This is a genomic window from Klebsiella sp. GB_Kp047, assembly GCF_040065235.1.
In the GTDB taxonomy this organism is placed as follows: Bacteria; Pseudomonadota; Gammaproteobacteria; order Enterobacterales; family Enterobacteriaceae; genus Klebsiella; species Klebsiella quasipneumoniae.
Window position 1 is genome coordinate 143998 of sequence record NZ_JBEAJG010000029.1, and the last position, 20514, is coordinate 164511.

Annotated in this window: 11 protein-coding genes; 9 read left to right on the forward strand and 2 right to left on the reverse strand. The window is 61.3% G+C overall.

The annotated features are described in order from the left end of the window. Positions 1 to 2 precede the first annotated feature (2 nt). The 8 genes from bcsQ to ABLV76_RS11520 all read left to right on the forward strand — a co-directional run bounded on the left by bcsQ (position 3) and on the right by ABLV76_RS11520 (position 15703). Entirely contained in the window at positions 3 to 734 is a 732-nt protein-coding gene (bcsQ, locus tag ABLV76_RS11485) for a cellulose biosynthesis protein BcsQ (protein ID WP_348878321.1), read from the forward strand. Beyond that, positions 731 to 3349, forward strand: coding sequence for a UDP-forming cellulose synthase catalytic subunit (gene bcsA / locus ABLV76_RS11490; RefSeq protein WP_331320565.1), 2619 nt, complete (start codon positions 731 to 733; stop codon positions 3347 to 3349). Before bcsQ ends, bcsA begins: the two co-directional genes overlap by 4 nt. A gap of 10 nt (positions 3350 to 3359) precedes the next feature. Continuing rightward, entirely contained in the window at positions 3360 to 5705 is a 2346-nt protein-coding gene (bcsB, locus tag ABLV76_RS11495) for a cellulose biosynthesis cyclic di-GMP-binding regulatory protein BcsB (protein WP_025999216.1), read from the forward strand. Positions 5706 to 5708: 3 nt separating this feature from the next. Further along, positions 5709 to 6818, forward strand: coding sequence for a cellulose synthase complex periplasmic endoglucanase BcsZ (gene bcsZ, locus ABLV76_RS11500; protein WP_065697474.1), 1110 nt, complete (start codon positions 5709 to 5711; stop codon positions 6816 to 6818). Further along, complete coding sequence (gene bcsC, locus ABLV76_RS11505; RefSeq protein ID WP_065878848.1) at positions 6800 to 10279, forward strand: cellulose synthase complex outer membrane protein BcsC; 3480 nt, start codon at positions 6800 to 6802, stop codon at positions 10277 to 10279. Before bcsZ ends, bcsC begins: the two co-directional genes overlap by 19 nt. A gap of 243 nt (positions 10280 to 10522) precedes the next feature. Next, positions 10523 to 12529, forward strand: coding sequence for a biofilm formation regulator HmsP (hmsP, locus tag ABLV76_RS11510; RefSeq protein WP_017900004.1), 2007 nt, complete (start codon positions 10523 to 10525; stop codon positions 12527 to 12529). A gap of 156 nt (positions 12530 to 12685) precedes the next feature. After that, entirely contained in the window at positions 12686 to 13972 is a 1287-nt protein-coding gene (locus tag ABLV76_RS11515; RefSeq protein ID WP_004204966.1) for a dicarboxylate/amino acid:cation symporter, read from the forward strand. A gap of 219 nt (positions 13973 to 14191) precedes the next feature. After that, positions 14192 to 15703, forward strand: a complete 1512-nt coding sequence (locus tag ABLV76_RS11520) for a pitrilysin family protein (RefSeq protein ID WP_004204964.1) — start codon at positions 14192 to 14194, stop codon at positions 15701 to 15703. Positions 15704 to 15757: 54 nt separating this feature from the next. Here ABLV76_RS11520 and ABLV76_RS11525 read toward each other — a convergent pair whose 3' ends face one another. Then, positions 15758 to 16687 carry a sugar kinase gene (locus tag ABLV76_RS11525; protein ID WP_004204963.1) on the reverse strand — a complete coding sequence of 310 codons (930 nt, stop codon included), beginning with the start codon at positions 16685 to 16687 and terminating at the stop codon, positions 15758 to 15760. 194 nt (positions 16688 to 16881) lie between these two features. On the opposite strand from ABLV76_RS11525, the gene ABLV76_RS11530 reads away from it, so the two are divergent. After that, entirely contained in the window at positions 16882 to 18933 is a 2052-nt protein-coding gene (locus ABLV76_RS11530) for an AsmA family protein (RefSeq protein WP_065878846.1), read from the forward strand. A 37-nt stretch (positions 18934 to 18970) separates the two neighbouring features. Here the strand turns inward: ABLV76_RS11530 and ABLV76_RS11535 are convergent, their stop codons facing one another. Continuing rightward, entirely contained in the window at positions 18971 to 20293 is a 1323-nt protein-coding gene (locus tag ABLV76_RS11535) for an MFS transporter (RefSeq protein ID WP_017900001.1), read from the reverse strand. Positions 20294 to 20514 lie beyond the last annotated feature (221 nt).

The window sequence follows — 20514 nt, forward strand, 5'->3', positions numbered from 1 at the left end:
AGATGGCTATTCTGGGATTACAGGGCGTGCGAGGGGGGACTGGCGTCACGTCCATTACGGCTGCACTCGCCTGGGCGCTGCAATTGCTCGGTGAAACGGTGCTGGCGATCGACGCCAGCCCGGATAATATGCTGCGTTTTTTCTTCAATACCGACATCCATCATCAGGACGGCTGGGCGCGGGCGCTGCTCGATGGCCGGGACTGGCGCGACGCGGGTCTGCGCTATACGCAGCATATCGATCTGCTGCCGTTTGGCCAGCTCAGCGCGGGCGAAAGAGAAAACGTCGACCAGCTGCAGCCCACCCTGGGGGCGATGACGGAGGCCGTACTGCAGCTGCAGGGGCAGTACCGCTGGCTACTGCTGGATCTGCCGGCGGGTTATTCGCCGTTGACCCGCGAGCTGCTGACGCTTTGCGATCGCTCGCTGGTGGTGGTTCATCCCGACGCCAATAGCCATATCCGTCTACACCAGCAGCCCCTCCCGGCCAACGGCGATATTCTGATTAACGATCTGCGGGTCGGCAGCCAGCTGCAGGAAGATCTCTACCAGCTGTGGCTGGAGAGCCAGCCGCGCATCCTGCCGGTGACGATTCACCGCGACGAGGCGATGGCCGAGTGCCTGGCGGCGAAACAACCTCTTGGGGAGTATCGTCAGGATTCGCTGGCGGCGGAAGAGGTGCTGACCCTGGCGAACTGGTGCCTGATCCACTATTCCGCCGGGAGAGCGGCATGATCCGCCTCAGTACTCTGCTGCTGGCCCCGCCGGTGGGGGAGCGGCTGCGTGCGCGCTATGATGACTATCGGCAGCACGGCGCTTCGTGGCTGTCGGCGTCGCTTGGCTGTCTGTGGGCATCGCTGGTCTGGGCGCTGATGCCGCTGGAGACGCCGCGCTGGCAGGCGATTCTGGCCCGCCATGAAACCTATTTTCCCCACATAAATCCGCATCGCCCGCGTCCGCTGGATCCGCTGCGCTACCTGCTGCAATCCCTGTGGTTACTGACGACGCGCGTGCCGGAGCCGGAGAAAAAGGTCAACTGGCGTTCGCTGGCGGCGCTGGAAGGGGTGCACGGTCGCTATACGCAGTGGCTGGAAAAATTGCCTGAGCAGATGAACGCCCGCACCGGCCATCTGGATAAACAGAAAGAGCTGGCGCACCTCAATCCTAAACTGCGCCGGGCGATCCTTGGGGGGGTGACCTTCTGCTCGCTGGTGCTGGCGCTGATGTGTATTACGCAGCCCTTTAACCCGCTGTCGCAGTTTATCTTCCTGATGCTGCTGTGGGGCGTGGCGCTGCTGGTGCGACGCATCCCGGGCCGTTTCTCGGCGCTGATGCTGATCGTGCTGTCGCTGACGGTGTCGTGCCGCTATATCTGGTGGCGCTATACCTCGACGCTGAACTGGAACGACCCGGTAAGCCTGGTGTGCGGGATCATTCTGCTGTTCGCAGAGACCTACGCCTGGGTGGTGCTGGTGCTGGGCTACTTCCAGGTGGTCTGGCCGCTGAATCGCCAGCCGGTGCCGCTGCCGGAGGACATGGATTTGTGGCCAACCGTGGACATCTTCGTCCCCACCTATAACGAAGATCTCAACGTGGTGAAAAACACCATTTACGCCTCGCAGGGCATCGACTGGCCGAAGGACAAGCTGAACATCTGGATCCTCGACGACGGCGGACGGGAAGCGTTTCGCCAGTTTGCCAAAGATGTTGGGGTGCACTATATCGCCCGCACCAGCCACGAACACGCCAAGGCCGGCAACATCAATAATGCGCTGAAATATGCCAAAGGGGAGTTCGTCTCGATCTTTGACTGCGACCATGTGCCGACGCGCTCGTTTCTGCAGATGACCATGGGCTGGTTCCTGAAAGAGAAAGAGCTGGCGATGATGCAGACCCCGCACCACTTCTTCTCGCCCGATCCCTTTGAGCGCAACCTTGGTCGTTTTCGCAAAACGCCGAACGAAGGGACGCTATTCTACGGCCTGGTGCAGGACGGGAACGACATGTGGGACGCCACCTTCTTCTGCGGCTCCTGCGCCGTTATCCGCCGCGGCCCGCTGGATGAGATCGGCGGAATCGCCGTCGAAACGGTGACCGAAGATGCCCACACCTCGCTGCGTCTGCACCGGCGGGGATATACCTCCGCCTATATGCGTATTCCGCAGGCGGCGGGGCTGGCGACGGAGAGTTTATCCGCGCATATCGGCCAGCGCATCCGCTGGGCGCGCGGGATGGTGCAGATATTCCGCCTCGATAATCCGCTGTTTGGCAAAGGCCTGAAGCTGGTGCAGCGCGTCTGCTACGCCAACGCCATGCTTCACTTTCTCTCCGGTATTCCGCGCCTCATCTTCCTCACGGCGCCGCTGGCCTTTTTGCTGCTCCATGCCTATATCATTTATGCGCCAGCGCTGATGATCGCGCTATTCGTGTTGCCGCATATGATCCACGCCAGCCTGACCAACTCGAAGATTCAGGGCAAATATCGCCATTCGTTCTGGAGTGAAATTTACGAGACGGTGCTCGCCTGGTATATCGCGCCGCCCACTTTTGTGGCGCTGATCAACCCGCATAAAGGCAAGTTCAACGTCACCGCGAAGGGCGGGCTGGTGGAAGAGGAGTATGTCGACTGGGTGATCTCCCGGCCCTATATCTACCTGGTGCTGCTCAATCTGGTCGGCGTCGCGGTGGGGATCTGGCGCTTTATGTACGGCCCGGAAAACGAAATTCTCACCGTCTGGGTGAGTATTGTCTGGGTGTTCTACAACCTGATTATTCTTGGCGGCGCGGTGGCGGTCTCGGTCGAAAGCAAGCAGGTCCGCCGGTCGCATCGTGTCGAAATGAGCATGCCGGCGGCAATTGCCCGCGAAGATGGCCATCTGTTCTCCTGCACCGTTCACGACTATTCCGACGGTGGGCTGGGGATCAAAATTCACGGCGACGCTCAGGTGTTGGAGGGGCAGAACGCCAGGCTGCTGCTCAAACGGGGACAGCAGGAGTATGCCTTCCCGGTGCGGGTCGCGCGGGTCAACGGCAGCGAAGTGGGATTGCAGCTGCTGCCGTTGACCAACCAGCAGCATATCGATTTTGTGCAGTGTACGTTTGCCCGCGCCGATACGTGGGCGCTTTGGCAGGATAGCTTCCCGGAAGACAAGCCGATGGAAAGCCTGCTGGATATCCTCAAGCTGGGGTTCCGTGGCTATCGTCACCTGGCGGAGTTTTCGCCGCCGTCGGTGAAGGTGGTTTTCCGCGCGCTCACCTCGCTGGTGGCATGGATAGTGTCGTTTGTACCCCGACGCCCTGAACGCGCCGCGCCGACGCTCTCCGCAGACCCGGCAATGGCTCAACAATGATGATAATGCGATGAAAAGAAAACTTTCCTGGATGTGTGCAGTAGCGGTGGGCATGTGCAGCTGGTATCCGCTGGCCTCTTACGCGGCGCCGGCCACCGTGGTGAATCCGGCCCCTGGCGTTCAGCCGCAGGCGGCCTCCCCGCTCGCGCCGGTGACGACAGGCGAGCCGACGGCAACCCTCGCCGAACCGACCGCTCCGGCGTTGGTCGCCGAGAACGTCCCGCAGCGGGAGGTGAAGCTGACCTTTGCCACCATCGCGCCGCCTCCGGGCAGCATTGTGCTGCGCGGCTCACGGCCTGACGCCTCGGTTGAATTCGGCATGCGTAGCGATGAGCTGGTCGCTAACGCGCTGCTCAATCTGGAATACACCCCGTCGCCCTCGCTGCTGCCCGTGCAGTCGCAGCTGAAAGTCTATCTCAACGATGAGCTGATGGGCGTCCTGCCCGTCACCAAAGAGCAGCTGGGGAAAAAGATCCGCGCGCAGCTGCCGATTGACCCGCTGTATATCACCGACTTCAACCGTATACGGCTGGAGTTTGTCGGCCACTACCGCGATGTCTGCGAAAACCCGGCCAGCAGCACGCTATGGCTGGACGTCGGGCGCGAAAGCTATCTGGATCTCACCTACCAGTCGCTGAAGGTGCATAACGATCTGTCGCACTTCCCGGTACCGTTCTACGATCCGCGCGACAACCGCCCGCTGACGCTGCCGATGATTTTCCCGGGCTCGCCGGCGGTGGCCCAGCAGCAGGCGGCGGCGATTATCGCTTCATGGTTCGGCAGCAAGGCCGGCTGGCGCGGCCAGCAGTTCCCGGTCTATTTCAACGAACTGCCGGATCGTAACGCCATTGTCTTCGCCACCAACGACAAGCGTCCGGATTTCCTGCGCGATCATCCGCCGGTCAACGCGCCGACCATCGAAATGATCGACAACCCGAACGATCCTTACGTCAAGCTGCTGGTTATTTTCGGCCGCGATGATAAAGACCTGCTGCTGGCGGCGAAGGGGATTGCCCAGGGCAATATTCTGTTCCGCGGCAGCAGCGTCACCGTGGACGGCATCAAAACCCTGCAGCCGCGGCAGCCATACGATGCGCCAAACTGGGTGCGCACCGACCGCTCGGTCACCTTTGCTGAGCTGAAAACCTATGAGCAACAGCTGCAGTCCAGCGGGCTGGTGCCGGATGCCATCACCGTGGCGCTTAACCTGCCGCCGGATCTCTATCTGCTGCGGGCCAACGGCATCGATATGGATCTGAAATATCGCTATACCATGCCGCCGGTGAAGGATAGCTCGCGGATGGATATCAGCCTTAACGACCAGTTCTTGCAGTCGTTCAGCCTTAACAGCTCGCAGGACGTGAACAAACTGATCCTGCGCCTGCCGGTGCTGCAGGGGCTGCTGGACGGCAAATCGGAGGTTACCATACCCGCGCTGCGTCTTGGGGCGGTGAACCAGCTGCGCTTTGACTTCCAGTACATGAACCCGATGCCCGGCGGCTCTATCGACAACTGTATTACCTTCCAGCCGGTGCAGAACCATGTGGTGATCGGCGACGATTCGACCATCGACTTCTCGAAGTATTATCACTTTATTGCTCTACCGGACCTGCGCGTCTTCGCCAATGCTGGCTTCCCTTACAGCCGTATGGCGGACCTCGCCGACACCCTGGTGGTGGTGCCGAAGGCGCCGACCCAGGGCCAGGTGGCGACGCTGCTGCAGGCGCTGGGCGGCATCGGTTCGCAGACCGGCCTGGCGGCGATTAATCTGCAAATGACTGACGATGGCAACCAGATCAAGAATAAAGATGCGGATCTGCTGCTGATCGGCGCGATCCCCTCTTCCCTCAAGGACGATACCAAAATCAACCTGCTGGTCGAGGCGACCAAAAGCTGGGTGAAAATGCCGATGCGTCATTACGACCTGGCGAGCATTTATCCCGATGATGAGGCCCGCACGCCCAACACCCGCACCGACATCACCTCTTCCGGACCGATGGCGGCGGTGATTGGCTTCCAGTCGCCCTACAACGATCAACGCAGCGTGGTGGCCCTGCTGGCCGACAGCCCACGCGGTAATGAACTGCTAACCAACGCCCTCAACGACAGTGGTAAGCGGGCGGCGATGTTTGGCTCGGTGGCGGTGATCCGCGAATCCGGCGTCAACAGCCTGCGGGTGGGCGATGTTTACTATGTCGGCCATCTGCCCTGGTTCGAGCGCATCTGGTTCGCGCTCTCTAACCACCCGATACTGCTGGCGATCTTCGCCGCGGTCAGTATCGTGCTGCTGGCGTGGGTGCTGTGGCGCATGCTGCGCATTATCAGCCGCCGCCGCCTTAGCCTGGATGATGAGTAAACGATGATGAAAGTACTTTGCGGCGCGGTGCTCTCCGCGCTGGTGCTGGCGGCGGGCCAGGCGAGCGCCGCCTGCCAGTGGCCCGCCTGGGAGCAGTTTAAGCAAGCCTACGTCAGCCCCGAGGGGCGGGTGATCGACCCCAGCGATGCGCGCAAAATTTCCACTTCCGAAGGACAGAGCTATGGCCTGTTCTTTGCCCTGGCGGCCAACGATCGCGCGGGGTTCGACAAGCTGCTGACCTGGACGCAGAACAACCTGGCGGAGGGCGACCTGCGGCAGCATCTGCCGGGCTGGCTGTGGGGGAAAAAGGACGACGAGCAGTGGACGCTGCTGGACAGCAATTCGGCATCCGACTCAGATCTGTGGATAGCCTGGGCGCTGCTGGAGGCGGGGCGCCTGTGGCAGCAGCCGCAGTACACCGAGACCGGGAAAGCGCTGTTGGCGCGGATTGTCGATGAAGAGACGGTGGCGGTGCCGGGCCTTGGCACGATGCTGCTGCCGGGAAAAGTCGGTTTTGCCGATGACAGCGGCTGGCGGTTTAACCCCAGCTATCTTCCACCGCAGCTGGCCACCTATTTTGTGCGTTTTGGCGCGCCGTGGCCTGCCCTGCGCGATACTAACCTGCGTCTGCTGCTGGAGACCGCACCGAAAGGCTTTGCCCCGGACTGGGTGCGCTATGAGAAAGGGAAAGGCTGGCAGCTGAAAACGGAGAAGCCGCCGATCGGCAGCTATGACGCGATTCGCGTCTACCTGTGGGTGGGCATGCTTCATGACGGCGATAAGCAGAAAGCGCGTCTGCTGGCCCGCTTTGCGCCGATGGCGGCGCAGACCGCGGAGCAGGGGGTACCGCCGGAGAAAGTGAATATCGCCACCGGCAAAACCAGCGGCCAGGGGCCGGTGGGCTTTTCCGCGGTGATGCTGCCGTTTTTACAGAACGACGAGGCCCGGTCGGTGCAACGGCAGCGCGTCGCCGATAACTATCCCGGCGCGGATGCCTACTACAGCGCGGTCCTGACGCTGTTTGGCCAGGGTTGGGATCAACACCGTTTTCGTTTCACTGCGGGTGGCGAATTACAACCTGACTGGAACCAGGAATGCGCAAGCTCTCACTAAGTTTACTCACGCTGTCCCTCGGCGTTGCGCTGCTGCCGTTAGCGCAGGCGGCGACGACGCCCGCCCAGGAACATCTGCTGGAGCAGGTGCGCCTCGGCGAGGCCAGCAATCGTGAAGACCTGGTGCGCCAGTCGCTGTACCGTCTGGAGCTGATTGACCCCAACAACCCGGACCTGATTGCCGCGCGGATGCGCTATCTGCTGCGCCAGGGGGATGCCGCCGGGGCGCAAAAAGAGCTGGAGCGACTGACGAAGCTGGCGCCGGACTCCCCGGAGCTGAAGGCGTCGCGCAATGAGATGAAAAGCAACACCGGCGAGGGTCGTCAGGCGCTGCAGCAGGCGCGACTGCTGGGCGTGGCCGGGAAGGTCGATGAAGCCATCGCCGCCTACGAAAAGCTGTTCGGCGGCGTGCCGGATGATGTTGATGCCGCGATTGAATACTGGACGCTGGTGGCGCGCCTGCCGGCCCGTCATAGCGAAGGCGTCAGCCAGCTGAAAAAACTGAACGCCAGCGCGCCGGGCAACGTCAGCCTGCTCACGGCGCTGGCGAAGCAGATGTTTGCCGATAACAAACCGCAGGAAGGGTTCGCCTATCTGGCGGAAATGGCCCGCTCGGCCTCAGGACGCGGTATCGCCGCCGATATGTGGTACAGCGAGGTGAAAAGCATGCCGGTGAGCAAGGCCAGCGTGCAGGCGTTGCAGCAATTCCTGCTGCAGTTTCCTACCGGCTCGGTGGCGGCGAACGCCCGCGTCCTGCTCGACCAGCAGCAGGCGCAGCTGCAGGATCCGACGTTCCGCGCCCGCTCGGAAGGGCTGGCGGCGGTCAAATCCGGAAATACCTCGCAGGCGGTGGCGGATCTGCAGAAAGCCGTTCAGGCCGACAGCCGCGACAGCGATGCGGTGGGCGCCCTCGGCCAGGCCTATTCCCAGCGCGGCGACCGCGCGCGGGCGGTGGCCCAGCTCAATAAAGCGATTGCCATGGATCCCGACAGCCCGAATCGCGGCAAATGGGACAGCCTGCTGCAAACCAACCGCTACTGGCTGCTGATCAAGCAGGGGGATAACGCCCTGAAGGCCGGTCAGCTTGCGCAGGCGCAGAATTATTATGCCCAGGCGCAGCGGGTCGATCGGACCGACAGCTATGCCGTGCTGGGGCTGGGCGACGTCGCGGCGGCGCGCAAAGAGTCGGCGGCGGCGGAGCGCTATTATCAGCAGGCGTTGCGCCTGGATCGCGGCAATAACCTGGCGGTGCGCGGCCTGGCCAACCTCTATCGCGCCGAATCGCCCGAGAAAGCCAGCGCCTGGATCGCCGGCCTTCCTGCTGCCCAGCGGCGCAGTATTGATGATATCGAGCGCAGCCTGACCAACGACCGGCTGGAGAAACAGGCGCAGGCCCTGGAGAGCCAGGGCAACTGGGCGCAGGCGGCGGAAGTCCAGCGTCGGCGCCTGGCGCTCGATCCGGACAGCGTGTGGATCACCTATCGTCTGGCGCGGGATCTGGTCAGCGCCGGCGAACGCCAGCAAGCCGATGCGCTGATGCGGGCGATGGTCAACCGCCAGCCGCAGGATGCTGAACGGATATACGCCTCGGGGCTGTACCTGTCGGGGAACGACCAGGACGATCTGGCGCTGGCGCAAATCGCCACCCTGCCGCGCAACGCGTGGACAGATAACATCCGTGAACTGGAGGCGCGTCTGCAAAGCGACCGGGTGCTGCGCCAGGCGAACCAATTGCGCGACAGCGGCGAGGAAGCGCAGGCGATCGCCCTCATCAAACAGCAGCCGGCCTCGGTACGCTATGACCTGACGCTGGCCGACTGGGCGCAGCAGCGCGGCGACAACCAGACGGCGATTGCCGACTATCAGCGGGTGCTGCGTCAGGAAGCCGACAACGGCGATGCGCGCCTCGGCCTTGCGGAAGTCTACCTGGCCGAGGGGGATAAACCGGCCGCCCGGGCGCAGGTCATGCAGCTGAAAGGCGCAGAGGCCGAATCCATGAATATGCAGCGGCGGGTCGCCCTGGCGCGAGCTGGCCTTGGCGATACCGCTGACGCCCAACGGATTTTTAACCAGATTGTGCCGCAGGCGAAGGCGCAGCCGCCCTCGATGGAGAGCGCGCTGGTGCTGCGCGATGCCGCGCGCTTTGCCACCCGGAACGGGGAGCCGCAGCAGGCGCTGACTCACTACCGGGAGGCGATGGTGGCCTCCGGCATCACCCCCGCGCAGCCGCAGGATAACGATACCTTTACCCGGCTGACGCGCAACGACAGCCGGGATGACTGGCTGAAGCGCGGGATCCGCAGCGATGCCGCCGATCTTTATCGCCAGCAGGATCTGAACGTCACCCTGGAACATGACTTCTGGGGATCCAGCGGCACCGGCGGCTATTCCGATCTGAAGGCGCATACCACCATGCTGCAGGTGGATGCCCCGCTAGCGGATGGCCGGATGTTCTTTCGCACCGACCTGGTCAATATGGATGCCGGCAGCTTTTCCACCCACAGCGACGGGAGCTACTCGCCCAGCTGGGGCACCTGCGGGGAGATCGCCTGCACCAGCGGTAGTAAAAATCAGACCGACAGCGGGGCCAGCGTGGCGGTCGGCTGGCAGAACGACACCTGGAGCGGGGATATCGGCACCACGCCGATGGGCTTCAATGTCGTCGATGTGGTCGGCGGCCTGAGCTACAGCAGCGACGTCGGGCCAGTGGGGTACACGGTCAACGTCCACCGGCGGCCCATCTCCAGCTCGCTGCTCTCCTTCGGCGGGCAGAAAGACAGCAACAGCCATACCGGCACCACCTGGGGCGGTGTTCGCGCCGACGGCGGCGGTGTGAGCCTCAGCTATGACCGGGGCGAAGCGCACGGGATCTGGTCCTCGCTGGGGGCCGACTCGTTGACCGGTAAAAACGTGGCGGATAACTGGCGCGTGCGCTGGATGACCGGCTACTACTACAAGGTGATTAACGAGAATAATCGTCGCGTCACCGTCGGCCTCAACAATATGATCTGGCACTACGACAAAGATCTCAGCGGCTACACCCTCGGCCAGGGCGGCTATTACAGCCCGCAGGAGTACCTCTCTTTCGCCGTGCCGGTGACCTGGCGTCAGCGCACGGAGAACTGGTCCTGGGAACTCGGCGGGTCGGTGTCATGGTCCCATTCGCGTACCCAAACGCAGGCCCGCTATCCGCTGCTGAACCTGATCCCGTCCGACTACCGGCAGCGCGCCAGCGAACTGACGGAGCAGGGCAGCAGCAGCCAGGGATTCGGTTACACCGCCAGAGCGCTGGTGGAGCGGCGGGTGACCAGCAACTGGTTCGTTGGCGCCGCGGTCGATATTCAGCAGGCGAAGGATTATACCCCAAGCCATGCGCTGCTTTACGTCCGCTACTCGGCGGCAGGCTGGCAGGGGGATCTGGATATGCCGCCCCAGCCGCTGGTGCCTTACGCCGACTGGTAGCAGAATAGGCTGAATTACGTCACAGAGCGCCACTCCACGGCGCGCTTCGCGTATACTCGTGAGGCGTTGCCCACCGTCGGCCGCCGGGGAGGTCTCTCCGGCGTCTGCGTCACCGCGCGGAAATATCCCGTCACTTCATCCCTCGCGGGCGTGGGCGAAGGATTTGAGTATATAATCAGCCTGAAACGACCGGGATTGAAGGATTGATACCGGGTATGCATTCAGTATCAGTGGAGAACACCGTTGCGCGTCAGCCGTTCACTTACAATCAAACAGATGGCGATGGTCGCGAGCGTGTCCATGGCCTTTGTATTGGTTTTTTGCACTATTTTGCTGTTTCACTTTGTGCAACAGAGTCGCTTTACCACGGCCACGCAGTTAGAAAGTATCGCGCGATCCGTTCGCGAACCGCTGTCGGCGGCTATTCTGAAAGCCGATATTCCGGAAGCGGAAGCTATTTTAAGCCGTATCCAGCCTGCTGGCATCGTCAGCCGGGCGGATGTGGTCTTGCCCAACCAGTTCCAGGCGTTACGGATGCGGTTTATCCCCGAGCGGTCGGTGCCGGTGACCATCACCCGGCTGTTTGAGCTGCCGGTGCAGATTTCGCTGCCCATTTATTCGCTGGAGCGGCCGGCCAACCCGCAGCCGCTGGCCTATCTGGTGCTGCAGGCCGATTCCTATCGCATGTATAAATTCGTCATGAGCGCCCTTGCCACGTTGGTGACTGCTTACTTACTTCTGGTGCTGATGTTGACGGTGGCGCTCACCTGGTGCATCAACCGGCTGATGGTTCGCCCTCTGCGGCGTATCGCCCGCGAGCTGAACGATCTCTCCCAGCAGGAGCGTCTGGGGCATCAGCTGACCCTCCCGCGCCTGCACCATGACGACGAGATCGGCATGCTGGTGCGTAGCTATAACCGCAACCAGCAGAGCCTGGTGCGCCAGCATGATGAGCTGTCCATCCAGTCGACCCGCTTCCCGGTCTCCGAGCTGCCGAATAAAGCCTTTTTGCTGGCGATGCTGGAGCAGACGGTGGCCCGCCCGCAGAGCGCCGCGCTGATCGTCGTCGCCTGTGAAACCCTGCAGGACGCCGCCGGCGTGCTCAAGGAGAGCCAGCGCGAAATGCTGCTCCTGACGCTGGTGGAGAAGCTGCGCGCCGCGATCCCGCCGCAGATGGTGCTGGCCCAGGTGAGCGGCTATGACTTCGCCATTCTCGCCGATGGCCTCGCCGAATCCTGGCAGGCGGTGACGTTAAGTAAGCAAGTGCTCACTATTATTAATGAACGTTTGCCGCTGCATGGTCTGCAGCTGCGACCCTACGCCAGCGTCGGGATCGCTATGTTCCACCCCGGCCTCAGCGCCGAACAGTTTTACCGGCGCGCGGTGTCAGCCGCCGTCACCGCAAGACGCAAAGGTAAAAACCAGATTGAGTTCTTCGATCCCGAGCAGATGGAAAAGGCTCAGCGTCGCTTGATGGAAGAGCACGATATAATGACCGCCCTCGACAACCAGCAGTTCGCTATCTGGCTGCAGCCGCAGGTGGCCTGCGCCAGCGGCGAGATCTGCGGCGCCGAGGTGCTGCTGCGTCAGCGGCAGGCGGATGGCAGCTGGTCGCTACCGCCGGCGCTGATTGAACGCATTGAGTCCTGCGGGCTGATTATCCCGGTCGGCTACTGGGTGATGGAAGAGGCCTGCCGCCAGCTGGCTGCCTGGCAAAGCCAGGGGATTATGCTGCCGCTGTCGGTCAATGTTTCGCTGCTTCAGCTGCTGGAGCACGATCGCGGCGAGGAGATGCTGAAGCTGATCGCCCGCTACCGCATCGCGCCGGGTACCTTAATCCTCGAGGTGACGGAGAGCTGCCGGATGGACGATCCGCAGGACGTGATGGCGCGGTTGCGGCCTCTGCGCGAGGCCGGGGTACGTATTGCGCTGGATGATTTTGGCATGGGTTACGCCGGGTTGCACCAGCTGCAGCAGATGAAGGCCCTGCCGGTGGATATCCTGAAAATCGATAAGGTATTCATCGATATGCTGCCGGAGGATGTCAGCATGGTGCCGGCGATGATCCAGCTCGCGCGCGGCCTGTCGCTACGTATCGTGGCGGAAGGGGTGGAGAACGAGGCCCAGTACCGCTGGTTGCAAGCCGCCGGCGTCGAGGTGCTCCAGGGCCATCTGTTCGGTTGCGCTTTACCGCAGGAGGCGTTCAGCGCGCGCTATCTCTCCCCGGTCCGGGAGGATGCAAATTTGTAAATGTTTTGTTGACTTGTGCGAGTCAGCTCAAAGATTTTAACAATTGCGTTGCACTTTCGGCGTTAGTTATTTCTGAAATGTTTCCAGGGTGTTATTTTTAAGCCACAGACGTCAAATATCCCTTCTTGCTCTGTGGTTATTCCCAAAGGACACCCTATGAAAACCTCTATCTTTAAAAGCCTCTATGTCCAGGTTCTGACGGCCATAGCGATCGGTATTCTGCTGGGCCATTTTTACCCGGAACTGGGCGCGCAAATGAAACCCTTCGGCGACGCCTTCGTTAAGCTGATTAAAATGGTGATTGCTCCGGTTATCTTCTGTACCGTCGTGACGGGGATCGCCGGGATGGAGAGCATGAAAGCCGTTGGCCGTACCGGGGCGGTAGCGCTACTCTATTTCGAAGTGGTCAGCACCATCGCGCTGATTATCGGTCTGATTATCGTCAACGTGGTGCAGCCGGGGGCCGGGATGAACGTCGACCCGTCGACGCTCGATGCGAAAGCGGTGGCGGTGTACGCTGAGCAGGCGAAAGACCAGGGGGTGGTGGCCTTTTTACTGGATGTGATCCCGGGCAGCGTCATTGGCGCCTTCGCCAGCGGCAACATCCTGCAGGTTCTGCTGTTCGCCGTTCTGTTTGGCTTTGCCCTGCATCGTCTGGGCAGCAAGGGCCAGCTGATTTTCAACGTCATTGAAAGTTTCTCGCAGGTCATCTTCGGCATCATCAATATGATCATGCGCCTGGCGCCGATCGGCGCCTTCGGGGCCATGGCCTTCACCATCGGTAAATATGGCGTCGGCACCCTGGTGCAGCTGGGGCAGCTGATCATCTGCTTCTATATCACCTGTATCCTGTTCGTGGTGCTGGTGCTGGGGAGCATCGCCCGGGCCACCGGCTTCAGCATCTTTAAATTTATCCGCTATATCCGTGAAGAGCTGCTGATCGTGCTGGGGACCTCCTCATCCGAATCGGCGCTGCCGCGCATGCTCGACAAGATGGAGAAGCTCGGCTGTCGTAAGTCGGTGGTGGGCCTGGTGATCCCGACCGGCTATTCGTTTAACCTCGACGGCACCTCTATCTATCTGACGATGGCGGCGGTGTTTATCGCCCAGGCGACCAACAGCCATATGGATATTTTCCATCAAATCACCCTGCTGGTGGTGCTGCTGCTCTCCTCGAAAGGGGCGGCGGGAGTGACCGGGAGCGGCTTCATCGTGCTGGCGGCGACCATCTCGGCGGTTGGGCATTTACCGGTCGCTGGCCTGGCGCTGATCCTCGGTATCGACCGCTTTATGTCCGAAGCCCGCGCTTTGACTAACCTGGTCGGTAACGGCGTCGCCACGGTGGTGGTGGCAAAATGGGTGAAAGAACTCGATGCCAAACAGATGGATGATGTGCTGAATAACCGTGTTCCCGCGAACAAAACGCACGAATTATCCTCTTAAATCCTCCTCTTAGGCCCGTACTCCCTTGCTGGAGTACGGGCTCCTGCGCATAATTAGAGGTCATTTCCGCCCTGCGGGAATGACACGAAATGATTATTTTACGTTGTCATGCGACATTTTCGTCTCCGTGTGGTCTAACCGACGTATTTCACTCTCACTTTTTTCGGCAGCCCGTCAGTGGGATGCTGTTGTAACCAGGAATGTTCATCAGGGGTTCACATGCAGGGCACAACAATTAAACTCTTAACGGGCGGTTTGCTGATGGTAGCGGCGGCCGGTTATGTGCAGGCAGAAGCGCTCCAGCCTGATCCGGCCTGGCAACAAGGGACCTTAGCGAATGGGTTGTCGTGGCAGGTGCTGGCCACGCCGCAGCGTCCCAGCGACCGTATCGAAGTCCGTCTGTCCGTGAATATTGGCTCGCTGAGCGAAAGCACTCAGCAGAGCGGTTTCAGCCGTTTTATTCCCCGTCTGGCGTTGACGCAAAGCGGCAGCCTGCCGACGATGCAGGCGCGCTCGCTGTGGCAGCAGAGTATTGACCCGAAGCGTCCTCTGCCGCCGGCCATCGTCTCCTACGATTACACGATGTTTAATCTCAGCCTGCCGAATAACCGCAACGATCTGCTGAAAGAGGCGCTGAGCTGGCTGGCGGACGCCAGCGGTAAACTGACCATTACGCCTGAATCGATCAATCACGCGCTGCAGGGCAGCGACATGGTGGCGACCTGGCCGCTGGATACCAAAGAGGGCTGGTGGCGCTATCGCCTGAAGGGCTCCACCATGCTGGGCCACGATCCCGCCGCGCCGCTGAAGCAGCCGATCGACGTGGCGCAGCTGAAAGACTTTTATCAAAAATGGTACACCCCCGACGCCATGACGCTGATCGTGGTGGGTAACGTCGACAGCCGCAGCGTCGCTGAGCAAATCAGCAAGACCTTTGGCGATCTGAAGGGTAAGCGGGAAACGCCGGCGGCGGTGCCGACCTTATCGCCGCTGCCCACCGTGCCGGTCAGCATCATGACCAGCGCCGTGCGCCAGGACAAACTGTCCATCATGTGGGACGCCCCCTGGCAGCCGATCCGCGACTCCGCAGCGCTGCAGCGCTACTGGCGCGACGACCTCGCCCGCGAAGCGCTGTTCTGGCACGTGCAGCAGAGCCTGAGCAAAAATAACGTCAAGGATATTGGGCTTGGTTTCGACTGCCGGGTGCTCTATCAGCGCGCGCAGTGCGCCATCAACATCGAATCGCCGGGCGAGCGCCTGAATAACAACCTGAGCGTGGTTTCGCGCGAATTGGCGAAAGTGCGCGACAACGGCCTGCCGCAGGAGGAGTTTGACGCGCTTATCGCCCAGAAAAGCCTCGAGCTGCAGAAGCTGTTTGCCACCTATGCGCGCACCGATACCGACATTCTGATGAGCCAGCGCATGCGCTCCCTGCAAAATCAGGTGGTGGATATCGCGCCGGAGCAGTACCAGAAGCTGCGTCAGGAGTTCCTCAACTCCCTGACGGTGGACATGCTGAACCAGTACCTGCGTCAGCAACTCTCTCAGGATATGGCGCTGGTGTTACAGCAGCCGAAAGGCGAACCGGAATACAACATGAAGGAGCTGCAGGCCACGTGGGAAAAACTGATGGCGCCGAGTCCGGCGAGTCCGGCGGCCGCAGCGACCAGCGGCAGCGCCGATACGGTTGACGCCCACAGCGAGGCCAGCGACATCCCGTCGGGGCAGTAACCTGACGCCTCTCCGGCGCGCCAGCGGCGGCCGGAGAGCGCTTACAGGTGAGGATTATTGCGGCATCGCTTCCCGCGGGATGATCGCCCCGCGATACTGGATCACCGTGCTGGCGGTCAGATGTCCGCGTCTGGCGGCGGATTCAGCATCGCCGCCGGTCAGGCGAACGGCCAGATAGCCGGCGCTGAAGGAGTCGCCGGCGGCGGTGGTATCCACCACCTTCTCTTTGGCCAGCTTGACGGCCGGCACTTCCCGCAGCGGTTGCCCGCTAACCGAGACCAGGCAGGCATCCGCTCCGCGCTTCACCACCACCTCTTCCACGCCGGCGGCGTGGGTGCGGGCGATCACCTCGGCGACCGGTTTTTCCCCCCACAGCGCGTCTTCATCGTCGAGGGTCAGAAACGCGATATCGGTGCAGGCGAGCATCTCCTGATAAACCTGCTGCGTCTCCGCCTGGCTGGCCCACAGGCGCGGGCGATAGTTGTTGTCGAAGATCACCTTGCCGCCGTTGGCGCGGCACTCACGCAGCAGCGTGAACAACGTTGCACGACTGACCGGGCTGAGAATGGCGAGGCTGATACCGCTCAGATAGAGATAGTCGAAAGTGGCCAGCTCTTCGCAAATCGCCGCTGCGCGATCGCTCTCCAGCCAGAATTTTGCCGCCGCCTCGTTGCGCCAGTAGTAGAAGGTGCGCTCGCCGGCGTCATCGGTTTCAATGTAATACAGCCCCGGCAGGCGGTCGGCCATCCGCTGGATAAGATCGATGTTGACGTTTTCCTGCTGCCAGCTGTCGAGCATCTGCTGGCTGAACGCATCGGTTCCCAGCGCGGTGACGTAGTGGACGCTCAGCGCGCTGGCATCTGTCTGCCGCGCGATATAGACCGAAGTGTTTAAGGTATCGCCGCCAAAGCCGCGGTTAACGGCCCCGTTCTTCTCTGACAGCTCAATCATGCATTCGCCAATGACGGCAATTTTTTTAGACATAGCCAGAACCTGCAATGGAATCGATATAAGCGCTAGTGTGCGCTGCGCTGTTTTGCTGGTCAATCATATTAAAACATCGTTCCATTATTTTTTTGACCTGACGCGCGTAATGTGACGAAAAGCGCATTTCCAGGAGAAACGCCGCTTTTTGACTATATTCAGGACTGACGTGATGCAAAAGGAGCGGAGTAGGGATGAGCAGAACCCGTAAAACGTTGGTAATCATCACAGGAACGATACTGTTGCTGATCGTTCTCTTCTTTATCGTGCTGGCCACCTTTGACTGGAACCGGCTGAAGCCGACGATCAATCAGAAAGTGTCTGCCGAGCTGAACCGCCCGTTCGCCATCCGCGGCGATCTCGGCGTGGTCTGGGAGCGTCAGCCGGAGGAGCGCGGCTGGCGCAGCTGGATCCCGTGGCCCCATGTGCACGCGGAGGATATCGTGCTGGGCAATCCGCCGGCCATTCCCCAGGTGACCATGATCCACCTGCCGCGGGTGGAGGCGACCCTCGCCCCGCTGGCGCTGCTGAGCAAAACGGTGTATCTGCCGTGGATCAAGCTGGAACGGCCCGACGTGCGGCTGATCCGCCTGGCGGAAGACAACAATAACTGGACCTTTCAGCTGGCTGGCGATCGGCGTGCCGCGGGGGACAGCGCCCCCTCCAGCTGGTCTTTCCGCCTTGATAATATTCTTTTCGACCGCGGGACTATCGCCATCGATGACAAGGTTACCCGCAGCGATATCACCATCCTCATCGATCCTCTCGGCAAACCGCTGCCGTTCAGCGAAGTCACCGGCACGCAGGATCGGCAGAGCGCGGCGAAACCAGGCGACTATGTCTTTGGTCTTTCGCTGAAGGGCCGCTACAAGGGCCAGCCGGTCACCGGCAACGGTAAAATCGGCGGCATGCTGGCCCTGCGCAGCGCAAGCACGCCTTTCCCGCTGCAGGGCGACTTCCGCTCCGGCAATACGCGGGTGGCGTTTAGCGGCACGGTCAGCGACCCGCTCAACGTCGGTGGCATTGACCTGCGGCTGAAATTCGCCGGCGATTCGCTGCGCGACCTCTACGACCTGACCGGCGTGCTGCTGCCGGAGACGCCGTCGTTCTCCACCGACGGCCACCTGCGCGCCGACTTTAAGCAGAAAAACCGCATGCGCTTTGACTATCAGGATTTTAACGGCCGGATCGGCGATAGCGACATTCATGGCTCCCTGACCTATACCACTGGCAAACCGCGACCGAAGCTCAGCGGCGACATGGAGTCGAAGCAGCTGCGGCTGGCGGATCTCGGGCCGTTAATCGGCGTCGACTCCGGCAAAGGGACGAAGAAAGGCGCTGCGCGCCAGGCGGGCGACCGACCGCAGCCGGCGGGTAAAGTGTTGCCGGCGGACCGCTTTGAAACCGATAAATGGCAGGTGATGGATGCCGATGTGCGCTTTAAGGGCCGGAGAATCGAGCACGGCGGCACGCTGCCGATCAGCGATCTGGCGACCCACGTGATCCTGGAGGATGGCGACCTGCGCCTGCAGCCGGTGCGTTTTGGCCTGGCCAACGGGTCGATTGCCGGCAGCGTGCACCTGCAGGGCGATAAAAAGCCGCTGCAGGGTGAGGCCAATCTGCAGGCGCGGCGCCTGAAGCTGAAGGCGCTGATGCCGAACGTCGAGATGATGCAGAAAACCCTCGGCGAGATGAATGGCGACGTTCAGCTGCGCGGCAGCGGCAACTCGGTGGCGGCCCTGCTCGGCAACAGCAACGGCAACCTGAAGCTGCTGATGAACGACGGCCTGATCAGTCGCAACCTGATGGAAATTCTCGGCCTTAACGTCGGCAACTACCTGATCGGCCAGATTTTTGGCGATGAGGAGGTTCGGGTGAACTGCGCGGCGGCCAATATTGACGTGACCAACGGCGTCGCCCGGCCGCAGATTTTTGCCTTCGATACGGAAAACGCGCTGATCAATGTGACCGGGACCGCCAGCTTCGCCTCCGAGCAGCTGGACCTGACCATCGATCCGGAAAGCAAAGGCTTCCGGGTGATCACCCTGCGTTCCCCGCTGTATGTTCGCGGCACCTTTAAATCGCCGCAGGCGGGGGTGAAGGCCGGGCCGCTGATTGTCCGCGGCGCGGTAGCGGCGGCGCTGGCCACCCTGGTGACCCCGGCTGCCGCGCTGCTGGCGCTGGTTTCTCCGGCGGAGGGCGATAGCAACCAGTGCCGGACCATTTTGTCGCAGATGAAAAAGTAGGAGAGCGCCCTGACGCCAGCGGCGTCAGGGCGAAGGATCATAACGACTGGTGGCGGGTCTCGTGGGTCAGCAGCAGGGCGATCAGCGTCAGCGCCGCCATCGCCGCCAGATAGGTGCCGACCGCCGCGAGGCCATAGTTGCCCTGCAGCCAGGCGGCAATGTACGGCGCCACCGAGGCGCCGAGGATCGACGACACGTTATAGGAGAACGATGCCCCGGTGTAACGCACTTCCGTCGGGAACAGCTCCGGCAGCAGCGCGCCCATCGGGCCAAAGGTCAGTCCCATCAGGCTTAAGCCCAGCAGCAGGAAGGCGAAGACCAGCAGCGGATTGCCGGAGCCCAGCAGCGGTTTAAAGGCGAACAGGGCGAACAAAATAATCATCGTGGTGATGATAATCATGCTCTTACGACGACCAAAGGCATCCGCCAGCAGGCCGGCGATCGGCACCATCACGCCAAAGCCAATCACTGCCATCATCAGCATCCACAGCACTTCGTTACGCGGCAGGCCCAGGCCATTCGGCGCCGCGCCGGTGCTGAAGGTCATCGAGTAGACGGTCATGATGTAGAACAGGGTATAGGTTGCCAGCATGATGAAGGTGCCCAGCACCGTCACGCGAACGTGTTTGGTCAACAGGGTACCCAGCGGGATTTTGACCTGTTTTTTCGCCGCCGCCACTTTGGCGAAGACCGGGGTCTCATGCAGCGAAACGCGAACATAAAGACCGATGATCACCAGCACCGCGGAGAAGATAAACGGCACACGCCAGCCCCACTCCATAAACTGCTGATCGGTTAACAGCCAGGAGAGCAGCAGGAAGGTGCCGTTGGCGAAGAAGAAGCCGATCGGCGCGCCCAGCTGCGGGAAGGAGCCGTACAGGGCGCGCTTGCGCGCCGGGGCGTTTTCCGTAGCCAGCAGCGCCGCGCCGCCCCATTCCCCTCCGAGGCCAAGTCCCTGACCGAAGCGCGCCAGCGCCAGCAGCATCGGCGCGACAATGCCAATGCTTTCATAGCCGGGCAGCAGGCCGATCACCACGGTGGAGATCCCCATGGTTAACAGCGAAGCCACCAGGGTAACCTTGCGGCCGACGCGATCGCCGAAGTGGCCAAACAGCGCGGAGCCGATTGGCCGGGCGACGAAGGCGATGGCGAAGGTGGCCAGCGATTGCAGGGTGGCCGCGGCGGCATCGCCCTGCGGGAAGAAGATATGCGGGAAGACGATGACCGCGGCAGTGGCATAAATGTAGAAGTCGAAAAACTCAATGGCGGTGCCAATGAGCGAGGCGACAACGACTTTATTGCGTGAGTTGACCGGGGCGGTTTCCTGCGTGTTTTCGAGTGTGGTGGCTGTGGCTTGCATAGATCTTTCTTATTTTTGCGCGAACGAAAAGCCATATAGCCACAGCCACAGGGACATTTCAATCTGTAACAAACGAGGGGAATGCGCAAAAAAGCGGCAAAAAGCGGATAATTTTTACGCCAGAAAAAATAGTTCTATGAAATGCTTCACACAATTAAAAGGATAGAGAATAAAACCAGTTTTTCGTTAAATAAAAGTTACGCGCTGGATTTATCTGCTGA

What these genes read in the sequence shown, in the direction of transcription:
- bcsQ (WP_348878321.1), top strand. Translation starts at nt 3, where the DNA reads ATGGCTATTCTGGGATTACAGGGCGTGCGAGGGGGGACTGGCGTCACG.
- bcsB (WP_025999216.1), top strand. Translation starts at nt 3,360, where the DNA reads ATGAAAAGAAAACTTTCCTGGATGTGTGCAGTAGCGGTGGGCATGTGC.
- bcsZ (WP_065697474.1), top strand. Translation starts at nt 5,709, where the DNA reads ATGATGAAAGTACTTTGCGGCGCGGTGCTCTCCGCGCTGGTGCTGGCG.
- ABLV76_RS11535 (WP_017900001.1), bottom strand. Translation starts at nt 20,293, where the DNA reads ATGCAAGCCACAGCCACCACACTCGAAAACACGCAGGAAACCGCCCCG.
- ABLV76_RS11515 (WP_004204966.1), top strand. Translation starts at nt 12,686, where the DNA reads ATGAAAACCTCTATCTTTAAAAGCCTCTATGTCCAGGTTCTGACGGCC.
- bcsC (WP_065878848.1), top strand. Translation starts at nt 6,800, where the DNA reads ATGCGCAAGCTCTCACTAAGTTTACTCACGCTGTCCCTCGGCGTTGCG.
- ABLV76_RS11520 (WP_004204964.1), top strand. Translation starts at nt 14,192, where the DNA reads ATGCAGGGCACAACAATTAAACTCTTAACGGGCGGTTTGCTGATGGTA.
- bcsA (WP_331320565.1), top strand. Translation starts at nt 731, where the DNA reads ATGATCCGCCTCAGTACTCTGCTGCTGGCCCCGCCGGTGGGGGAGCGG.
- ABLV76_RS11525 (WP_004204963.1), bottom strand. Translation starts at nt 16,687, where the DNA reads ATGTCTAAAAAAATTGCCGTCATTGGCGAATGCATGATTGAGCTGTCA.
- ABLV76_RS11530 (WP_065878846.1), top strand. Translation starts at nt 16,882, where the DNA reads ATGAGCAGAACCCGTAAAACGTTGGTAATCATCACAGGAACGATACTG.